The organism is Ascidiimonas aurantiaca, from assembly GCF_037646345.1.
Taxonomy (GTDB): domain Bacteria; phylum Bacteroidota; class Bacteroidia; order Flavobacteriales; family Flavobacteriaceae; genus Ascidiimonas; species Ascidiimonas aurantiaca.
Genome location: NZ_JBBEWR010000003.1, coordinates 1 through 16574 on the forward strand (window position 1 = coordinate 1; position 16574 = coordinate 16574).

The 16574-nt window shown below is 44.5% G+C and carries 9 protein-coding genes; 2 read left to right on the forward strand and 7 right to left on the reverse strand.

The annotated features are described in order from the left end of the window. Positions 1-3048, reverse strand: a 3048-nt coding sequence (locus tag WAO84_RS04755; protein WP_422614474.1) for a beta strand repeat-containing protein, incomplete at its 3' end; no start/stop codon positions are given. 77 nt (positions 3049-3125) lie between these two features. Continuing rightward, positions 3126-3695, reverse strand: a complete 570-nt coding sequence (locus WAO84_RS04760) for a phage tail protein (RefSeq protein ID WP_340063985.1) — start codon at positions 3693-3695, stop codon at positions 3126-3128. A 390-nt stretch (positions 3696-4085) separates the two neighbouring features. Between WAO84_RS04760 and WAO84_RS04765 the strand changes: the two genes are divergently transcribed. Together WAO84_RS04765 and WAO84_RS04770 are read left to right on the forward strand one after the other, a co-directional pair. After that, positions 4086-5462, forward strand: a complete 1377-nt coding sequence (locus tag WAO84_RS04765; RefSeq protein ID WP_340063987.1) for a dicarboxylate/amino acid:cation symporter — start codon at positions 4086-4088, stop codon at positions 5460-5462. 482 nt (positions 5463-5944) lie between these two features. Then, on the forward strand, positions 5945-9136 hold the full coding sequence (locus WAO84_RS04770) for a choice-of-anchor D domain-containing protein (protein WP_340063990.1): 3192 nt from the start codon (positions 5945-5947) through the stop codon (positions 9134-9136). Positions 9137-9198: 62 nt separating this feature from the next. Here WAO84_RS04770 and WAO84_RS04775 read toward each other — a convergent pair whose 3' ends face one another. From WAO84_RS04775 to WAO84_RS04795, 5 genes are all read right to left on the reverse strand, one after another. Next, positions 9199-10338 (reverse strand): cytochrome-c peroxidase, encoded by a 1140-nt coding sequence (locus WAO84_RS04775; RefSeq protein WP_340063992.1) that lies wholly within the window; start codon positions 10336-10338, stop codon positions 9199-9201. Continuing rightward, positions 10339-11928, reverse strand: coding sequence for a DUF6850 family outer membrane beta-barrel protein (locus WAO84_RS04780; RefSeq protein ID WP_340063994.1), 1590 nt, complete (start codon positions 11926-11928; stop codon positions 10339-10341). Positions 11929-11932: 4 nt separating this feature from the next. Then, positions 11933-13276 (reverse strand): DUF4876 domain-containing protein, encoded by a 1344-nt coding sequence (locus WAO84_RS04785; RefSeq protein ID WP_340063996.1) that lies wholly within the window; start codon positions 13274-13276, stop codon positions 11933-11935. A gap of 10 nt (positions 13277-13286) precedes the next feature. After that, the gene (locus tag WAO84_RS04790; protein ID WP_340063999.1) at positions 13287-15953 is read right to left on the reverse strand and encodes a TonB-dependent receptor; all 2667 of its coding nucleotides are present in this window, start codon (positions 15951-15953) and stop codon (positions 13287-13289) included. 268 nt (positions 15954-16221) lie between these two features. Beyond that, entirely contained in the window at positions 16222-16377 is a 156-nt protein-coding gene (locus tag WAO84_RS04795; protein ID WP_340064001.1) for a hypothetical protein, read from the reverse strand. Positions 16378-16574: the final 197 nt, after the last annotated feature.

A 16574-nucleotide genomic window follows, 5' to 3' on the forward strand; every position in this document is an offset into this window, starting at 1 on the left:
ATTTATGACTACATTCTGAGTTTGGGTAGTGGTATTTCCGTTACCGTCATCATACGTCCAGGTCACTACAGTGGTACCCTGAGCGGTGATAGGAAGGGTCGCATCGTTGGTAACGATCACTGTACCCCCACAATTATCGTTAGCTGTGGGCGGCGTCAGGGACGTTACTTCACACTGTGCGGTCACATCGGGCAGATTAGCCACATCGGGAACCGGGTCTGTAGTATCATTTATGACTACATTCTGAGTTTGGGTAGTGGTATTTCCGTTACCGTCATCATACGTCCAGGTTACTACAGTGGTACCCTGAGCAGTGATAGGAAGGGTCGCATCGTTGGTAACGATCACCGTACCCCCGCAATTATCAGTGCCGGTAGGGGCTGTTAACGAAGTTACTGCACATACGGAATTTACATCGGGCAGAGTGGCTACGTCAGGTACCGGATCTGTGGTATCATTTATCACTATATTCTGAGCTTGGGTAGTGGTATTCCCGTTACCGTCATCATACGTCCAGGTCACTACAGTGGTACCCTGAGCAGTAATAGGAAGGGTCGCATCGTTAGTAACGATCACCGTACCCCCGCAATTATCGGTAGCCGTAGGCGGTGTTAGGGAAGTAACTGCGCACTGGGCGGTCACATCGGGCAGAGTGGCTACATCGGGAACCGGGTCTGTAGTATCATTTATGACTACATTCTGGTTTTGGGTAGTAGTATTTCCGTTACCGTCATCATACGTCCAGGTCACTACGGTAGTACCCTGAACATTAATAGGAAGAGTTGCGTTATTAGTAACGATCACCGTACCCCCGCAATTATCGGTAGCCGTAGGCGGTGTTAGGGAAGTAACTGCGCACTGGGCGGTCACATCGGGCAGAGTGGCTACATCGGGAACCGGGTCTGTAGTATCATTTATGACTACATTCTGGTTTTGGGTAGTAGTATTTCCGTTACCGTCATCATACGTCCAGGTCACTACGGTAGTACCCTGAACATTAATAGGAAGAGTTGCGTTATTAGTAACGATCACCGTACCCCCGCAATTATCGGTAGCCGTAGGCGGTGTTAGGGAAGTAACTGCGCACTGGGCCGTGACATCTGGCAGATTAGCCACATCGGGAACCGGATCTGTAGTATCATTTATGACTATATTCTGGTTTTGGGTAACCGTATTGCCATTACCGTCATCATAGGTCCAGGTCACTACAGTGGTACCCTGGGTAGTGATAGGAAGGGTCGCATTATTAGTAACGATCACGGTACCGCCGCAATTATCGGTAGCCGTAGGCGGCGTCAGGGACGTTACTTCACACTGTGCGGTTATATCGGGCAGAGTGGCTACATCGGGAACCGGGTCTGTGGTATCATTTATGACTACATTCTGAGCTTGGGTAGTGGTATTTCCGTTACCGTCATCATACGTCCAGGTCACTACAGTAGTACCCTGAGCGGTGATAGGAAGGGTCGCATCGTTGGTAACGATCACGGTACCTCCGCAATTATCGGTAGCCGTAGGCGGTGTTAACGAAGTTACCGCACATACGGAATTTACATCGGGCAGAGTGGCTACGTCAGGTACAGGATCTGTGGTATCATTTATGACTACATTTTGAGTTTGGGTAGTGGTATTCCCGTTACCGTCATCATACGTCCAGGTCACTACAGTGGTACCCTGAGCGGTGATAGGAAGGGTCGCATCGTTGGTAACGATCACCGTACCGCCACAATTATCAGTGCCGGTAGGGGCTGTTAAAGAAGTTACCTGGCATTCTGCATTTATATCTGGCAGATTGGCAAGATCAGGTATAGGGTCTGTAGTATCATTAACGATCACGTTTTGATTTTGTGTTGTGGTGTTACCATTGCCGTCATCATACGTCCAGGTCACTACAGTGGTACCCTGAGAAGTAATAGGAAGGGTCGCGTTATTAGTAACGATCACCGTACCGCCGCAATTATCAGTAGCGGTGGGTGGTGTTAGTGAGGTAACTTCACACTGGGCGGTTACATCAGGTAAATTAGCCACATCGGGAACCGGGTCTGTAGTATCATTGATAATTACATTTTGCGTTTGTGTTTCTGTGTTCCCGTTTTGATCGTCATACGTCCAGGTAACTACGGTAGTACCCTGAGCAGTAATAGGTAACACAGCATCGGAAGTCACGATTACCGTACCTCCGCAATTGTCGGTAGCGGTAGGGGGCGTCAGGGACGTTACTTCACACTGGGCGGTTATATCGGGCAGATTGGCCACATCGGGTACAGGCGGGGTGGTATCGGTCGAAGCACAGGTAGAAGTAAGGGTTAAAGAAGACGGTATGGCGTTTACCGCTGCGTCATACGCTGGTTCCGTAATAGCATCTCCAAAAGTATAATTAGCCGGATCGGTTAATGCCAGTTTGGCACCAGAAATACCACTTCCGGAAAAATCGTACGAGCCGCCGTAAACGGCATTGTCTTGCTCTTCATCAGCCAACGGACCTGCTCCAAGGCCTAAGGCTGTTCTGGGTGAGGTTGTATCATCCAGTCCAAGAGGTAAGCCGGTTTCATTATTATCGCTTTTATTTCCGGTAAATAGTGTGGAAGCCAGGTTTGCCGCAAAGATAAACTGAGGATTATTACCGGCATTCGTGCTTCCCCCGGCACTGGAAGCATCCTGAAAGGCAATGATCTGATCACCTGTGGTGGATATCGCAAAAGATCCCGTTATACGGGAATCAGTATAGACTCCAAAATCAGAGCTTGAACCGGAAAATAGAATGATATCACCGGCAGTAAGGCCTCCCACAGGAACGGTATAGGAAAAAGCCCCTTCTATACAAGGAGTGTTAAACCCGGAACTGTCGGCCCCGCAATCAGTAAAGTAAATTACTGTACCGGCATCCATATCTACGAAAGTAACAAAGGCAAAATTATCGGGGGTATCTCCCTGTGCCCAAATAATGGCTATGTCACCTGCATTAAGTGCTGTTTGTGCATGGATATTGGTGAAAATACCACAGAAAACGACTAAAAAAAATGAGAGTTGAAAGGATAGTTTTTTCAATGTTTTTATTGGATTTGGTTAGTGACTATATTGAAAAAACCCCGAAAAAGATCGGGGCTCGTATTCAAATTGAAGGCTTAGTTCCTTGAAGGAAAGAGCCCTACCAGTGCAATCACATAATTTAATCCCAAATAAGGGTTTCTAATGTTGAAAGACTGGCTTCCTCCAGCATTTAGCGTGTTTCCGCCTATGGCAACATTTCCGGTAGCAGGGTTTGTACCCATAGTACCACTCGTACTAAAAGTATTATAAGGAGTAGAATCTCCAGAAACTCCAAAATTACGATTGTTGGGGTCTCCGTTATCCCCATCTTCTTCATTCACCTCTATTGCACCTCTTAGTGTCGAACCACCGTGATTGTGTATAGGCATTTCTAAAATACTGAGGGTATGACGCTCAAATCCGGAGCGTTGTCCTAGTTGAATTGGGGTTAAACCAGCTCCTGTTCCAAAATGAACAGCACTTCTTCCTCTGAGGTCAGGAAGTTGAAAGGTAGTACGGCCGTTTCCGCCATACGTAGTTCCCAGAATAGCAAAAAGAGCAGAATTATCTGCTATTGAAAGTACCTGGCCATCACAAAGTGCCCAGCCTCTGGGGGCAAAATTGCCGGCAAATAACATAATTTGCCCAATAAAAGGTTGATCCATAAGATAAAGTATTTAAATTCTTTATAAAATTACCGGGTTTAAATTCGTCTAATATAAGTATATTCACTCAAATTTAAAAACAAGTATTAATACTTAGTATAAATAGTATTAATTTTTTTATCGAATTATAGATCAATAGCTTAAGAATTAGCTATGTTTTACTTAAAACTTCACGTACATAAATATAATTAAATAATATAAACTTTGTTGTTAATCATGATCTTTGTTTGTTAAAAAGGCAGGAATATGGTCTTAAATATATTTTTGCAACGCATTACTACTATCGTGAGCAAGCTATGCATATTTAATGATTTTTTAACGGGTGAAGATGTATAAAATACGTAATATCGCTGTCTAATCTTCTTTTAAAAACACAGTGCTTTAAGGTTTATGATCGATCAAAAATTTAACGAAATCTCTGAATACAAAAGCTTACGTGAATTTTCAAATTATGTTTCCCAGCTTCTTGAGAATAAATTATGGGTCAAGGTACTGGTAGCCATGCTGTTGGGTGCACTGGCAGGCATGGTATTAAGCCCTGCGACCGGATGGGTACCGGAAACACTGAGTCTGGCGTTGGGCGACTGGCTGGCACTTCCCGGAAAGTTATTTCTTAAACTGGTACAAATGATCATGATACCTCTTGTAGTTACCAGTATTATGACGGGAATCTTAAGTGCGGGTATCGATAATCTGAAAAAAATGGGATTGGGTATTACCCTTTATTTTGTTTTTACTACGGCTGTGGCCGTTTTCATAGGAATTGTGTTTTCCATTCTTTTAAAACCGGGTACATATTTCTTTGAAAAAAGCGGCGCTCCCGAAAACCAGCCGGCACAGCAGAATATGGCTGCTGTGGAAGATATGGAAAACAAGTCTGCCATCTTAACCAGTATTCCCGATGCCGTGACCAACCTGTTGCCAGACAACCCCCTGGCCAGTATGGTATCGGGAGAAATGCTTCCCATTGTGCTGTTCTCTATTATTATAGGTATTGCCATCACACAAATTAAGCAAGATCAACGTAAAACGTTTACCGGTCTCTTAAGCGCTACCCAGGAAATATGTATGACTGTGGTTAACTGGTCTATGAAGTTAGTACCCTATGCAGTATTTGGCCTGGTAGCACAGCTTATTTCTACCATAGGGGTTTCCAGCCTTAAAAGTCTGGGATATTATGCTATGGCCGTTCTCTTAGGTCTTTTCACTCTTATGCTGTTCTATTTGGTAATAGTACGTTTTTTCGGAAAAGTAACTCCTTTGCATTTTCTAAGAAGTATTCGCGATCTGCAGTTGCTGGCATTTTCTACTACCAGTTCTGCCGCAGTAATGCCGCTCTCTATTAAAACAGCACAGGAAAAACTGGGTGTAGATAAAAGTACCAGTAATTTTATTATACCTATTGGGGCCACCATAAATATGGATGGCACGGCACTTTACCAGGTAATCTCTACTATTTTTATTGCGCAGGCCTACGGCATAGAAATGGGAATGCCTACCATTTTACTACTCACGATAACGGTAGTGGCCGCTTCTATTGGTACACCGGCTATTCCCGGTGGAGGTGTGGTGATCCTGGCTTCGGTACTTACCAGTGTTGGTATCCCTACGGAAGGAATTGTTTTGATCATAGGTGTAGAAAGAATATTGGGAATGTTCCGTTCTGCAGTCAACGTCACCGGCGATATGACCGCATGCCTGGTATTTAACAGACGTGAAGAGCAAGCCCTCCTAAAAGAGGATAAAAAAATAGCTGTGAATGTATAAAAGCAGATGCTTTGATTACAGAGATCTTTGTTTTTATAAGCTCTGGCAAAAGAAGCAGGTGTTTTTCCGGTTTTTTGCTTGAACCATCGGGAAAAATAGGCGTATTCTTTGGATCTACTTTTTTAAAAACACTAAAAATTAAAACAAAACGAGCCAGATTACGCCTCTTTCTCTGCATATAAATTTTCAAAAATCCTTTTTAGAGATCATATTATCAGTGATTTACACCCTGTACATTTAAGAGTTAACCCGGGTATTTTTCGGGTAATTATCCCCTTTCTATCAGAATAATTAACTACTACCTTAGTGATCTGTATTAAATTATTTTCCCGCTAACCTGTATATGACAAAGGTGGTAGCTACTACCGCCATTTCCGGATAGTATAGATCCGATATCTTTCCCTCCTGCCTGCTATACCGGTAAACGCTATAGAAAACGCTGTAGTTGCTTACTTTTTTTGCAAAAATTAAAACCTAAAAATATGGCTTGTTTAAACCTTACAAACGGATTATTTATTAACAGCAGTGCAGATCTGCTCTGGAACAGTGCCAATACGGTACTCAATTTGCCCAATGGAGCGACACTTACCTACACAGGCAGTGGCCCTAATCCTGGTATAGCAATAAGTAAAGGAGGTGATAATGAATTTTTTAGTAAACCGGCGACAGGCAATATTCATTATATGAATTTTGGTACTCCCAAAAACTATCTGCTTGTTCTCACTACGCAGGACAGTGCCGGTATGAGTACCCGCAGAGTATCGCTGGTAGATACTTCAGGATCTTCTATTCAAACTGCATTATTACTAACTGTTAATGCCAATACTTCTCAGTCATTGCCTGTAGTGCAAATGAGTCCGGGAGGTGGCCATTTGTTCTTTCTAAGGGCCGCAACCAGTGCGGGAACGGTAGCAGGTATGCAGATAGGGAGGTCAGACAATGGTGATACGCTTTGTTCTGCCGTGCCGTTTACCCCTTCGCTGGAACTGTTTGGGGAGGTAACACCCACGGCAATCCTTATAAAAGAAGGGGGCAGTACCATAAGCAGTTGTGCAAGGCCTGAGGCCGACTGTGATGTAAGTCCCGGTTCTCATACCTTTAATGACGTCGTGTTAGGGCCGGGCGTAGATCCATCTCTGGCCACACAAACGGAACAATTTACTATTGAAAATAACGGTACTGACTGCCTCTCTATAACTTCTATTTCTAATGCAGGGCCTTTTTCGGTGTCGGGTACATCCCAGCCACTGCCTGTGACCCTGGATCCCACGGAAAGTATCACGGTAGATGTTTTGTTTGCTCCGGGAAACCTGGGCAATTACAGCGAGCAGTTGCCCATTAATCCAACCCCATCAAACGGCGACACCTATCTGGAATGTAACGGGGAGGCACGTGCACCGGAACTCAGTATTTCTTTTTCGGGCAGTGTTTCGTTTGGTAAAGTGCCGTTGGGGGCTTCGGCAAACCGAATGGTCTCTATTTTAAACAACGGAGAAGCCACTGTAAATCTCAGTATCCCGGCATCACCGGGAGGCATTCCCTTTGCATGGGGGCCTTTTGGAGGGCCCCTTGCACCCGGAGCCAGTTATACGCTTACCATTACATTCGCCCCTATGGCTGAAGGCTCTTTTAACCACAGCATTATTTTTACCGGTAATGATCCCGACAGTCCGCATCAAATCAATCTTTCAGGCACCGGTTGTGTAGCTAATGCCGAAATGCAGGTGCTTACCCCTCCCGGGCCGTTTATTGATTTTGGGAATGTACAAAGAGGGTTTCGCACGGTGCGTATCATTCGTGTTCGAAACAACGGGGACGGCCCTCTTAACTTCAGTGCCCGGATACAGGGAGGAGACGACACGCTTTTTGGCATTCAAAGAGAAGGAGAGTCTATTACCAGTCCGCTTGCTACCGCTTCTTTTACCGTTTTACCCACCGATGCCTGTGGCGGTACTTCCGGAAGCGGAGAAGTTCTGTTTGGGGTTACTTTTTATGCAAATGATGCCCCTCGTACAGCACAGAGCCAGCTCGTTATATACAATCATAACGCTACCAACGGACTGCCGGCTGAGCTTACCTACGACCTGCAAGGCGAGATCACTGCACCGGTGGCGGTAGATGTTCAACTGGTTATGGATCGTTCAGGTAGTATGAGTGATCCTTCAGGAGATCGTATTAAAATTGATACCGCCATAGATGCGGGGCAGTTGTTTGTAGAAATGATGCGACCCGATGTGGAGGACCGCCTGGGGATTGTCAAATTTAACGATACCCCGGAACTGGTGAGCTCCATTCAAAATATTACAACGGCTAACCGAGCTGCCATTCGCGGGCAAATTAACCCTACGGAATTTAACCCTACAGGGTTTACTTCTGTAGCGGGCGGAGTACGGGTGGCTATAAAAAATATAGACGATACACCACGTACCACAGTGCCAGATGCCCTAAATACATCTGTTGTAGTACTTACTGACGGTATAGATAATACTCCTTATAATGATCCTGATGGCAATACATATTCCTTACTGGGAGGTGACGGCGCCCTGCCATTACCTACTCCCTCCGGAAAACGACTGTATGCCATAGGGATTGGGAACAGTATTGATTCGGCCCGGCTCAGTGTTTTGTCGCAGGCCACAGGAGGCAGTTTTCTGCATGTAAGGGATTTTAGCGGAACCGATTTTTTCTCACTTGAAAAACACTTTACCCAGATCTTTATGGAATCGGTAGATCTGTCTGTCATTAGCGATCCGGTATATACCATTCAGCCCAATGACGAGCACGTAACCCCTATTGATATTTTGAACGGAGATACCGGTTTAATGATAGTGGTGTACGATCGTGACTATATTCGTCTGCCGTTTTACCTGGAAAGTCCCTCCGGAGAGATCGTAACACTTACCCAGGTGCCGGCCGGTTTCCAGATACGGCCGGGTATTACTGCCACGGCCCGTTTTATGGAGGTTACCTTTCCCGAAGGAGCTCCCGAAAGATATGCCGGCCAGTGGAAGTTTATTGTTTATCACGACGGGAAAGCATGCGTATATAAGCCCAGGCAACCCAAAGAAACGCCGGTTACGCATGTGCCCAATGTAGATTCTCAGGAATTCGGTTTTGGTTTTCGGCCCACACGGTGTAAAGAAGGGTATGATAAACCGGTAATGTACGGTTTTGCGGTAGGAGCCGGTTCTAATTTCAGGATGTTCCCCTTTGTACAACCCGGTATTATAAAAGTAGGGGAATCTATTAAACTCAATGCGCTGATAAGTGAGTTTAGCCTGCCGGTAACAGGATGCACGGTAACCGTAAAAGCCGAAACACCGGGAGGTACGGTATATAATTATACGTTACTGGATGACGGACTCCATGCAGATGATGATAAAGATGACGGTAATTATGGTAAAGTGTTCACACAAACCTCAGAAGAAGGTTTTTATACCTTTACTTTTCGTGCCCATGGTTACAGTCGTGATAACGAGCCTGTGGTACGAGAAGCGGTACGCTCTAAATACGTAGAAGGCAATACACCTCTTATCCCTTCTGATGGAGGCAACCGGCCCGATGACGGTGACGGCAGTAGTACATCGCAAAGATGTTGTCGTACCATTACGTACCTGCTTTGGGTGATCATTGTACTTATCCTGATCCTTATCTATCTTCGCTGGTTTCGATAGAAGCTGATCCGATTTTAAAGTTTTCAAATAGCCTTTGACCATTTATTCAAGGGCTATTTTTGTTATTTAGCAGGCAGATCAGGAATTCTTTGTATAAAAGGAGCAGTAGTAAGGGTCCCTAAAAAGGCTTTTAGGGCTTCCTTTTCTTCACCGGTTAAATGCAGTTTTTTTAACAACGGAGAAGTTACCGGGAAAAGGGTATCTTTTTCCTGACTTTTTTTACGCCTCGGCCTGAGCATTCCCCCATTATAGGCATTAATTACCTCATCCAAATCTAAAAAGAGCCCGTTATGCATATAGGGCCCCGTCTGGCCAATCTCCCGTAAGGTGCCCGTTCTAAATTTCCCTACATCTTCTTTTTTACCGGTAATATTGTAAAGCCCCAGGTCCTCAAAAGGGCGACCGTAGTAAGACAGACCGGTATTGTGAAAGTGATTATCAGAAAAATATCCCGTGTTATGGCAATTAATGCATCGGGCCTTGGTTCTGAAAAGGTGCATGCCCCATACTTCCTCATCGGTAAGCTGTGTACTGTCTCCCTGTACAAAACGGTCAAACCGGGAAGTCCTTCCTTTTATGGTACGCTCAAAAGTAGCAATGGCTTTTCGAATACGTTTTTCGGTAATTACGGTATCTAAAAAGGCTTCTTTAAACAACGACCTGTAACCTTGTATGTGTTGAATGCGTTTTACCGCCAGGTCCAGATGAAAATTCATTTCAAGGCTGTCCTCTACCGGAAAACGTACCTGCGACTCCAGCGTGGCTGCACGGCCGTCCCAAAACAACGGTTGGGCCAGCCCCACATAAAACAGGGTCATCGCATTGCGTTTGCCCTGCTGGCGGTCATGCCCGTAACTCACTCTGCGGCCATCACCCCAGCCCAGTTCAGGATCATGACATGAGGCACAGGCAATCTGCCCGCTGCGGGATAACCTGGGATCAAAAAACAAAGTACGGCCCAGTTCTTTTTTGGTTTCGGAATACAGATTTTCTTCCGGAAAAACCACTTCAGGCACCACCCCAATATCCTCAAAATCCTGTACAAGCGTCGAATCCAGAAAAGGAGCGGGCCATTTTGCAGTATCGCCACTGCTGTAAAGAACCCGCAATTCGTTAATGTCATACTGATAGGGCTGATATACTTTAAAAGCAGTAAAACCAAGGAGTGCTGCAAAAACAATGCTGAAACCAATCTTTTTCATCTAGTAAAATAATCGCAAAGTTAATGAATGATCAAGACGCCTGGTATGCACATCCATAAAATCCCCCAGAGGAAAAAGAGCTCCTGTGCGTAAAGCTACCTGTATCTGTATGTTACGCGATGTAGAAAAATCGAGGTTTATGCCGGCATGAGCTGATATGGTATCTGAACTGAGATAAGCCATATCGGGAATAAGCACTTCGTTGTAATACCTTTGCAGGGCCAGCCCGGGAAAATCGTCAGGTTCTACCGACTCCAGAAAACCGGCATTACTGTTTATAAAATTCTCCTGTAAATTCAAATTTCCCGCTACACGCAATAACGGACCGATATGTAAATTTTTATTAGCCGTAAATCCTTTTAAAATATAGGCTTCCAGACCCAGGTTTTGTGTTTCGCCCAGTACTCCCGCCAGGGCATCACGCTGCCACAGCCTATGATAGGTGAGGTCTCCCCCCATATCCCATTCGGTACGGCCCCGGGTATTTTGCTGTAAATACGCAAAAGAGGCCCGTATGCGAGAACGCTCGGCCGCATAGGTTTTACCTGCTTTACTGGTTAAAAAATTACTGCCTTCCATATAAAAAGCCTCCACCTGAGCGCGCCATAACGAATGGTCGTTTATAAAATGGAACCAGGTACTCTGTACCTGAAATTCAACCGGCTCATACGTGCCAAAAAAATTGGCGGGGTCGTCTTCATCTTCTACAGAATTGTTCCTAAAAGTAATCTGTTCCCGGTTTCGTATAGAAGCATCTATAAGTATGCGGTTTTTATAAGTACTGTAGGCATACCCAATACTACCCCCGTAAGTAGTGTGGTTGCGCTGGGTGTTATTTGAAAACGGACTGATAAGGGAACCGTATCCCGCAACCCAGCGTACATAAATATCAAAATTGGCTATCTGGTTCTGTTCATTATTAGAAAAAGTAATCTCATTATCCACATTTGTGTATCCATAGAAAAAATGCGCCTTTACAAAATGCCCTTTGGTTATTTCATAGTTCGCCCCTGCCGTAAATTCAAGGTCGTTATAGGTTATTTTAGGACGTGGGTCCAAATTGGTACGAAAGCGGTTCTCCAGGGTATAGGCCACTCTGGCCAGTAAAGTAAGGGGTTTATTGGGTACAGGATACAGGATACCTCCGGTTACCCGGTAACGCTGATTGGACCAGTCACCGGGTTTGGAAACCCCAAAATAATGCGGATCTGGCATAATACCTTCATCTGGTAAAGTGTAAGAGAGATTCCAGCGCAAGCGGTCATAATATGTTTTTTCTATAGAAAAATCGCCAAAAAAGAGGAGGCCCAGAGAATCCCGATATATACCCTCTGTAGAAACCCCAAAGGTTTTTATGGCTTCCGGTTCGGCACCCAGTTTAAAAAGCCCGTCAGTTTTTTTATAAGATAATGATGAGGCCGTATAATCTCTTACCGGTATAAAGGGTAAATTATTGGGAGTCTCAGAAAAAATGCCGGTCATTTCTTCAAAGAAAATGGTGTTGGCAGGGTGATAACCGGGCATCCCGGTCTGAGCACTTAACTGCCAGCAACAGAACCCTAAAATACTTAAAAGATAATACGGCCTCATAAATTTACGGGATGTTTACTTCTGGTATGCTCAATACTTCAAAGTCATTGGTAGAGTTGTTGGTATCCTTATAAAAAATACGGCCTTCTGACTGGCTTTCTATTTTTCGGCGTACCGACTCCGAAGAATACGCACCTCTTATGGTACTGATCTCACCGGCGTCAATAGCATCAGAAAGTCTTTTGGGTTTGCCGCGGGAAGGATCATCTCTTTGTGTCTCTACCCCGTCAATAATGACTGAATTGGGTATGCGGAGAAAAGTAGCGGTAGTTTCTGAAAAGTTATCGGCACCTATACTGGGAAGCGGTACTGCTTTCCACCCTTCAAACTGGGTGTCGTCTGCAAAAAAGATAATAAACGCGTCTCTACCAAACGCATCCAAAATTAAATCCTGACTACTCACACTTTTAAATGCGATCTCTACATTAACCGAGTTGGGGTTGTCAATATCAGAATCCAGCCAGTTTTCTCCCTGACTTTCCTGGAAGGGCCTGAAATAGCCTTCAAAAGGGGCATTGCTAAGGTCTATGGTACGATTAGGTTCAGGCACTTCAAAAGTTACCGTTTCACCGTTTTCATCCTGTACTACCAGAGGTGCTCTGTGATTAAGTGCCGTAGCTGCCACGATCATACTTTTACCGGGTTCTAATGGATATTGGGTACCCGAACCAGGAATACGAAGCACCTCATCAGCATATACAAAATCAGTGTTAGAAGCGGCCCCGGCATCCTGGCCAATAGACTGGCTCCAGTCGTACTGGCCGTTAGGCAGGTGGTACTCTCTGGGGTTTGAAGGTACACGGGTGGTACCTCTTAGCTGTGCAAAATACAGCCCGTCAAGATATAAGGTCTGGTTAGAGTTGTTGTGAATTTCAAAGAACTGATCTCTCAAAGATGCTCCGAGCCGTACATCTGATCCGGCAAAGTAAATTTGCTTTAACACCAGATTCCCTATAAGTCCCGTAACCAGTTCCATAGAAGTATTGGCAGAAGTATTGGCATTGATCTGTACATTTTGTAAGGAAGCGTTAAACGTGACGTTCTGATTTACGGACTGCCCAAAGAACTGTTGGTAGGCTTCCGGGGTAAACACCCGGCTTACATTAATATTATATACCCCGGGAATAAGGCTCAGGGTTAGCAATCCGTCCGGGTTTACCGTTCCGGAATACGATCGTCCGTCCTCATTGTTTACCAGCGTAACCTGGGCTCCTTCGGCCGGGAGGTTCTCAAAATCGCTTCCATAACGAATACTCAGGGTATGGCTTATGGAAGTTATAAAATTATCGTCATCATTGCTGCAGGAAAAACAGCTTACCAGACATACTAAAAAAACTAATTTTCTCATGATTCTATATTTAAAAGGTATAATTAACAGTGGCTCCAAAACTTATTACCTGGTTTTGTATACTACGGTTCCCGTTTACTTCGACCACGGGACGGTGGTTTAAAAAATTATTAGCATACAATGACATACTTAAACCGCTTACCAGTTCTTTGGTAACCCGTAAATGAAAATTGTGATATGCGGGGGTAACGGCATCTTCCTCGGTAGAAGGGTTTAAGAACAGCGACTCAAACCGGGGCGAGGCCCGTTCTGCCTCGGGTATCGCAATGGTATTTAGTTCAGGATCTATATAAGCTATGGGGAAACGACTCGAGACCGCCGCATAGGTAGCGGTACGGGTAAACTGCTCTACAGTACCGGATATTAACAACCCTATTTCAGATATATGATGGGTTACTGTAGCCTGTAACCGTAAAATATCATTACGCACCGGTTCTCTTTCATATACACCATATAGCAAATTCTCTTCCAGGGGGTTCCGGTTAATGATCACCCGGGGCAGATCGTTGGTACTTTTACTAAAGGTATAGGTACCGTTAATATTGAAAGAGGTATTAATAGCCTTGATCTTGTCGATATTGATAAAAAATTCTACTCCTTTGTCAATAGACTCTACCGCGTTTACGGGCAGGGAATAGTCCAGAATAAAAGGGGAAAAACCGGTTACTTCATAGGTAGGAGGTGTATTGGGGTCACTAAATGTAAATTCTACTTCGGGGAAGTTAACACGTCTCAGGATATCATTATTGGTAAACCCGTTAGAGTTTTGGTTATAAAAGGCAGTAAAGGCAATGTCTATACCTTTGGGGTTATAATTTCCCCCCAGTTCATACCGCCAACTGGTAGAAGGTTCCAGGCTTAAACGGCCCAGTTCTTCTCTATAGGTTTGTACCAGGTTAAAAGAATAGGAAGAGGTACGAAAATCGGCTATCAATACGTCAAAATATTTATCTCCGGGGAAGAGTTGTGCCAATGAAGGGGCTTTTGTGGCAAAGCCCAGCGCACCGCGCACACTAAGTTTATCGGTGACCTCATAACCTATATTGATACGGGGGCTCACGCTACCTACCTGGTTTTGATAATCATAGCGTACCCCGAGATTGGCAAAGAGTTTTCGTTTATTGGCAAATTCATAGGTAATATTATCCTGAAAGAACAGCCCCCAGCGCCACTGCCCGTTTACCAGCGCATTAAAATCGGTAGCTCTGATACCCTCACCAGAAGTAATATTACCGGTGCCGCTTTTAAGGGTAACTTCTGAATGGGCATTTTCCGGCGAATAGCCCCGGCCCCGACCCCGGTTGTCACTGTACCATACATTTATACCGGTATCCAGATTATGCGTCCACCGGTTATGGGTCCATTTTTTTTCAATAATAATATTACCAGACAGGTTTTGCGGTCTCCCGAAAACTTCCCGTATCTGTAAATACGCTACAGGAGTATAGATACCCTCGGCCAGTCCCGTATCCAGACTTTGAGGGACTACGCGCCCCCCGTCATTAATAAATGACTGGCTAAAGGAATGCTGATTGGCAGAGGCATACCCCACGGTTACATTAAGATTATCGATCCAGCGAGATTCAGGCTGCCAGTTAAACCGGTTATTGATCTGAAAACCGCGATCTTTTCGAAAACGGGCATCCTGCCCCCCGTCGTCATTGTCAAGATCTACATTGGTATCATCCAGATTGTTATGAACAGTAAGTGAAAGTGTATTTCGAAAACGGGAGTCTTTACTGTTTACAGACCAGATGGCAGAAGCTGTTATACGGTCGTACTGCTCAAGGCTGTTACGGGGGTCGGCATTGGCATTGAGATAATCAAGCGACAAACTTAACAAGCCGCCTTTTTCACTAATACGAAATCCTTTCTGTACATTAAGAGAAGTAGTGCCTTCCCGTATATTGGCATTTACACGAAGAGGGGTAACCCCGGCTTTTCGGTCAATGCGTATCACACCGCTGGTCAGATTTCCATATCGGGCATCGGGCACTCCGGCAATTACCTCTATCTCTTCTATATTGGCCGCAGGAATGGTTCGGAGATCTATACCTGAGTTTACGTTATCATAGCGGGTTAATCCAACAGATCCATCTTCGTCTGTGGTATAGTTTTGCATGTTCTCATCGTTTGAGAGCTGTAAACCGTCCAGCATAAAGGCAACACCAAATGCATTGTTGGTATTTGGGTTGGCCGTACGCAGGGATATGGTATTTGTTTCGTTTAACGATGGCGGGGTTATTTCCTGACCGGGCAATTGCTGCAATACATCTGAAAGGCTGTACGACTGTACCTGATTTACCGCATACCCCCCCAGGGTAATGGCTGAGCCTACTTTGGCGCGTTTGGGAACCGCGGTTACGGTTACTTCATTAAGACGCAGGTTATCATCACTCATTTCTATGACCACCGAGGGCCCAAAAGGATAATCGGCACGGGTAAAAACTCTGGGAGCCTTTCCTAATATTCTGAATTCCAGTTCAAAATCGCCGGTAGTCACTACCAGCATGTAAGCTCCGTTTTCATCGGTAATAGTCCACTCGTTTCCTGATTTATTTAAAATAGTAACCCCGGGTAAAGGGCTGCCATCTTCAGCGCTTACTACAACTCCCTGTAAGGTTTGCTGCCCGTAGCTGCATAAACTGGCCAGAAATAAAAAGTAAAATAGCCTCACCGTAAACGAATTATGAGGCAAATATATTAATTTAGACTAATTAAAAATTAATAAATCCCGGGAAAATTTTAGCTGTTGAAGAATTGTGCTCAGAATATGTGTAAAATAGAAAAATATCTGGTACAAAGATACGTTCTCCGGCATACTTTGCCAAATTAGGCCGGTGTGTATTTTACGCAATTAATGATCTATTGTTTTTAACCGCTACAAAAATCTAAATTTTTGTCTTAGATAAAAAAAGGCTGCTTTTAAAGCAGCCTTTGTAGGGTTAAGCCCACCACCACGAACAGTCACAGTCTGGTTCGGTCCAGGTGTCTCCGCGACACTCTTCCATAGTACAGGGCCTGGTACCGCCCGTAATGTTTTTAACTTCTTCTCTTGTAAGCTTTTTTGCTCCTTTTAGATCTAGCATTTTTTGTAACATAGTATTACTTTTTTAAGTTCTTTTTTAAAGATACGGCTTTAGCCATATATTTTTATTACTTTAAGAGAATCTTAGTTTTAAATTAACAGTAGGGTCTTTCCTAAAAAAAGAATACAATACAAACAGGGCTTAAATTGTTAGTAATAGTGGTTTATAAATAGTGCGGGTATATGCTTAAACTATTTATTTGAGATGGT

Bases quoted from the DNA above. Each gene is read 5' to 3' on its own strand.
- WAO84_RS04785 (WP_340063996.1), bottom strand. From the start codon at position 13,276: ATGAGAAAATTAGTTTTTTTAGTATGTCTGGTAAGCTGTTTTTCCTGC.
- WAO84_RS04780 (WP_340063994.1), bottom strand. From the start codon at position 11,928: ATGAGGCCGTATTATCTTTTAAGTATTTTAGGGTTCTGTTGCTGGCAG.
- WAO84_RS04765 (WP_340063987.1), top strand. From the start codon at position 4,086: ATGATCGATCAAAAATTTAACGAAATCTCTGAATACAAAAGCTTACGT.
- WAO84_RS04770 (WP_340063990.1), top strand. From the start codon at position 5,945: ATGGCTTGTTTAAACCTTACAAACGGATTATTTATTAACAGCAGTGCA.
- WAO84_RS04775 (WP_340063992.1), bottom strand. From the start codon at position 10,338: ATGAAAAAGATTGGTTTCAGCATTGTTTTTGCAGCACTCCTTGGTTTT.
- WAO84_RS04760 (WP_340063985.1), bottom strand. From the start codon at position 3,695: ATGGATCAACCTTTTATTGGGCAAATTATGTTATTTGCCGGCAATTTT.
- WAO84_RS04795 (WP_340064001.1), bottom strand. From the start codon at position 16,377: ATGTTACAAAAAATGCTAGATCTAAAAGGAGCAAAAAAGCTTACAAGA.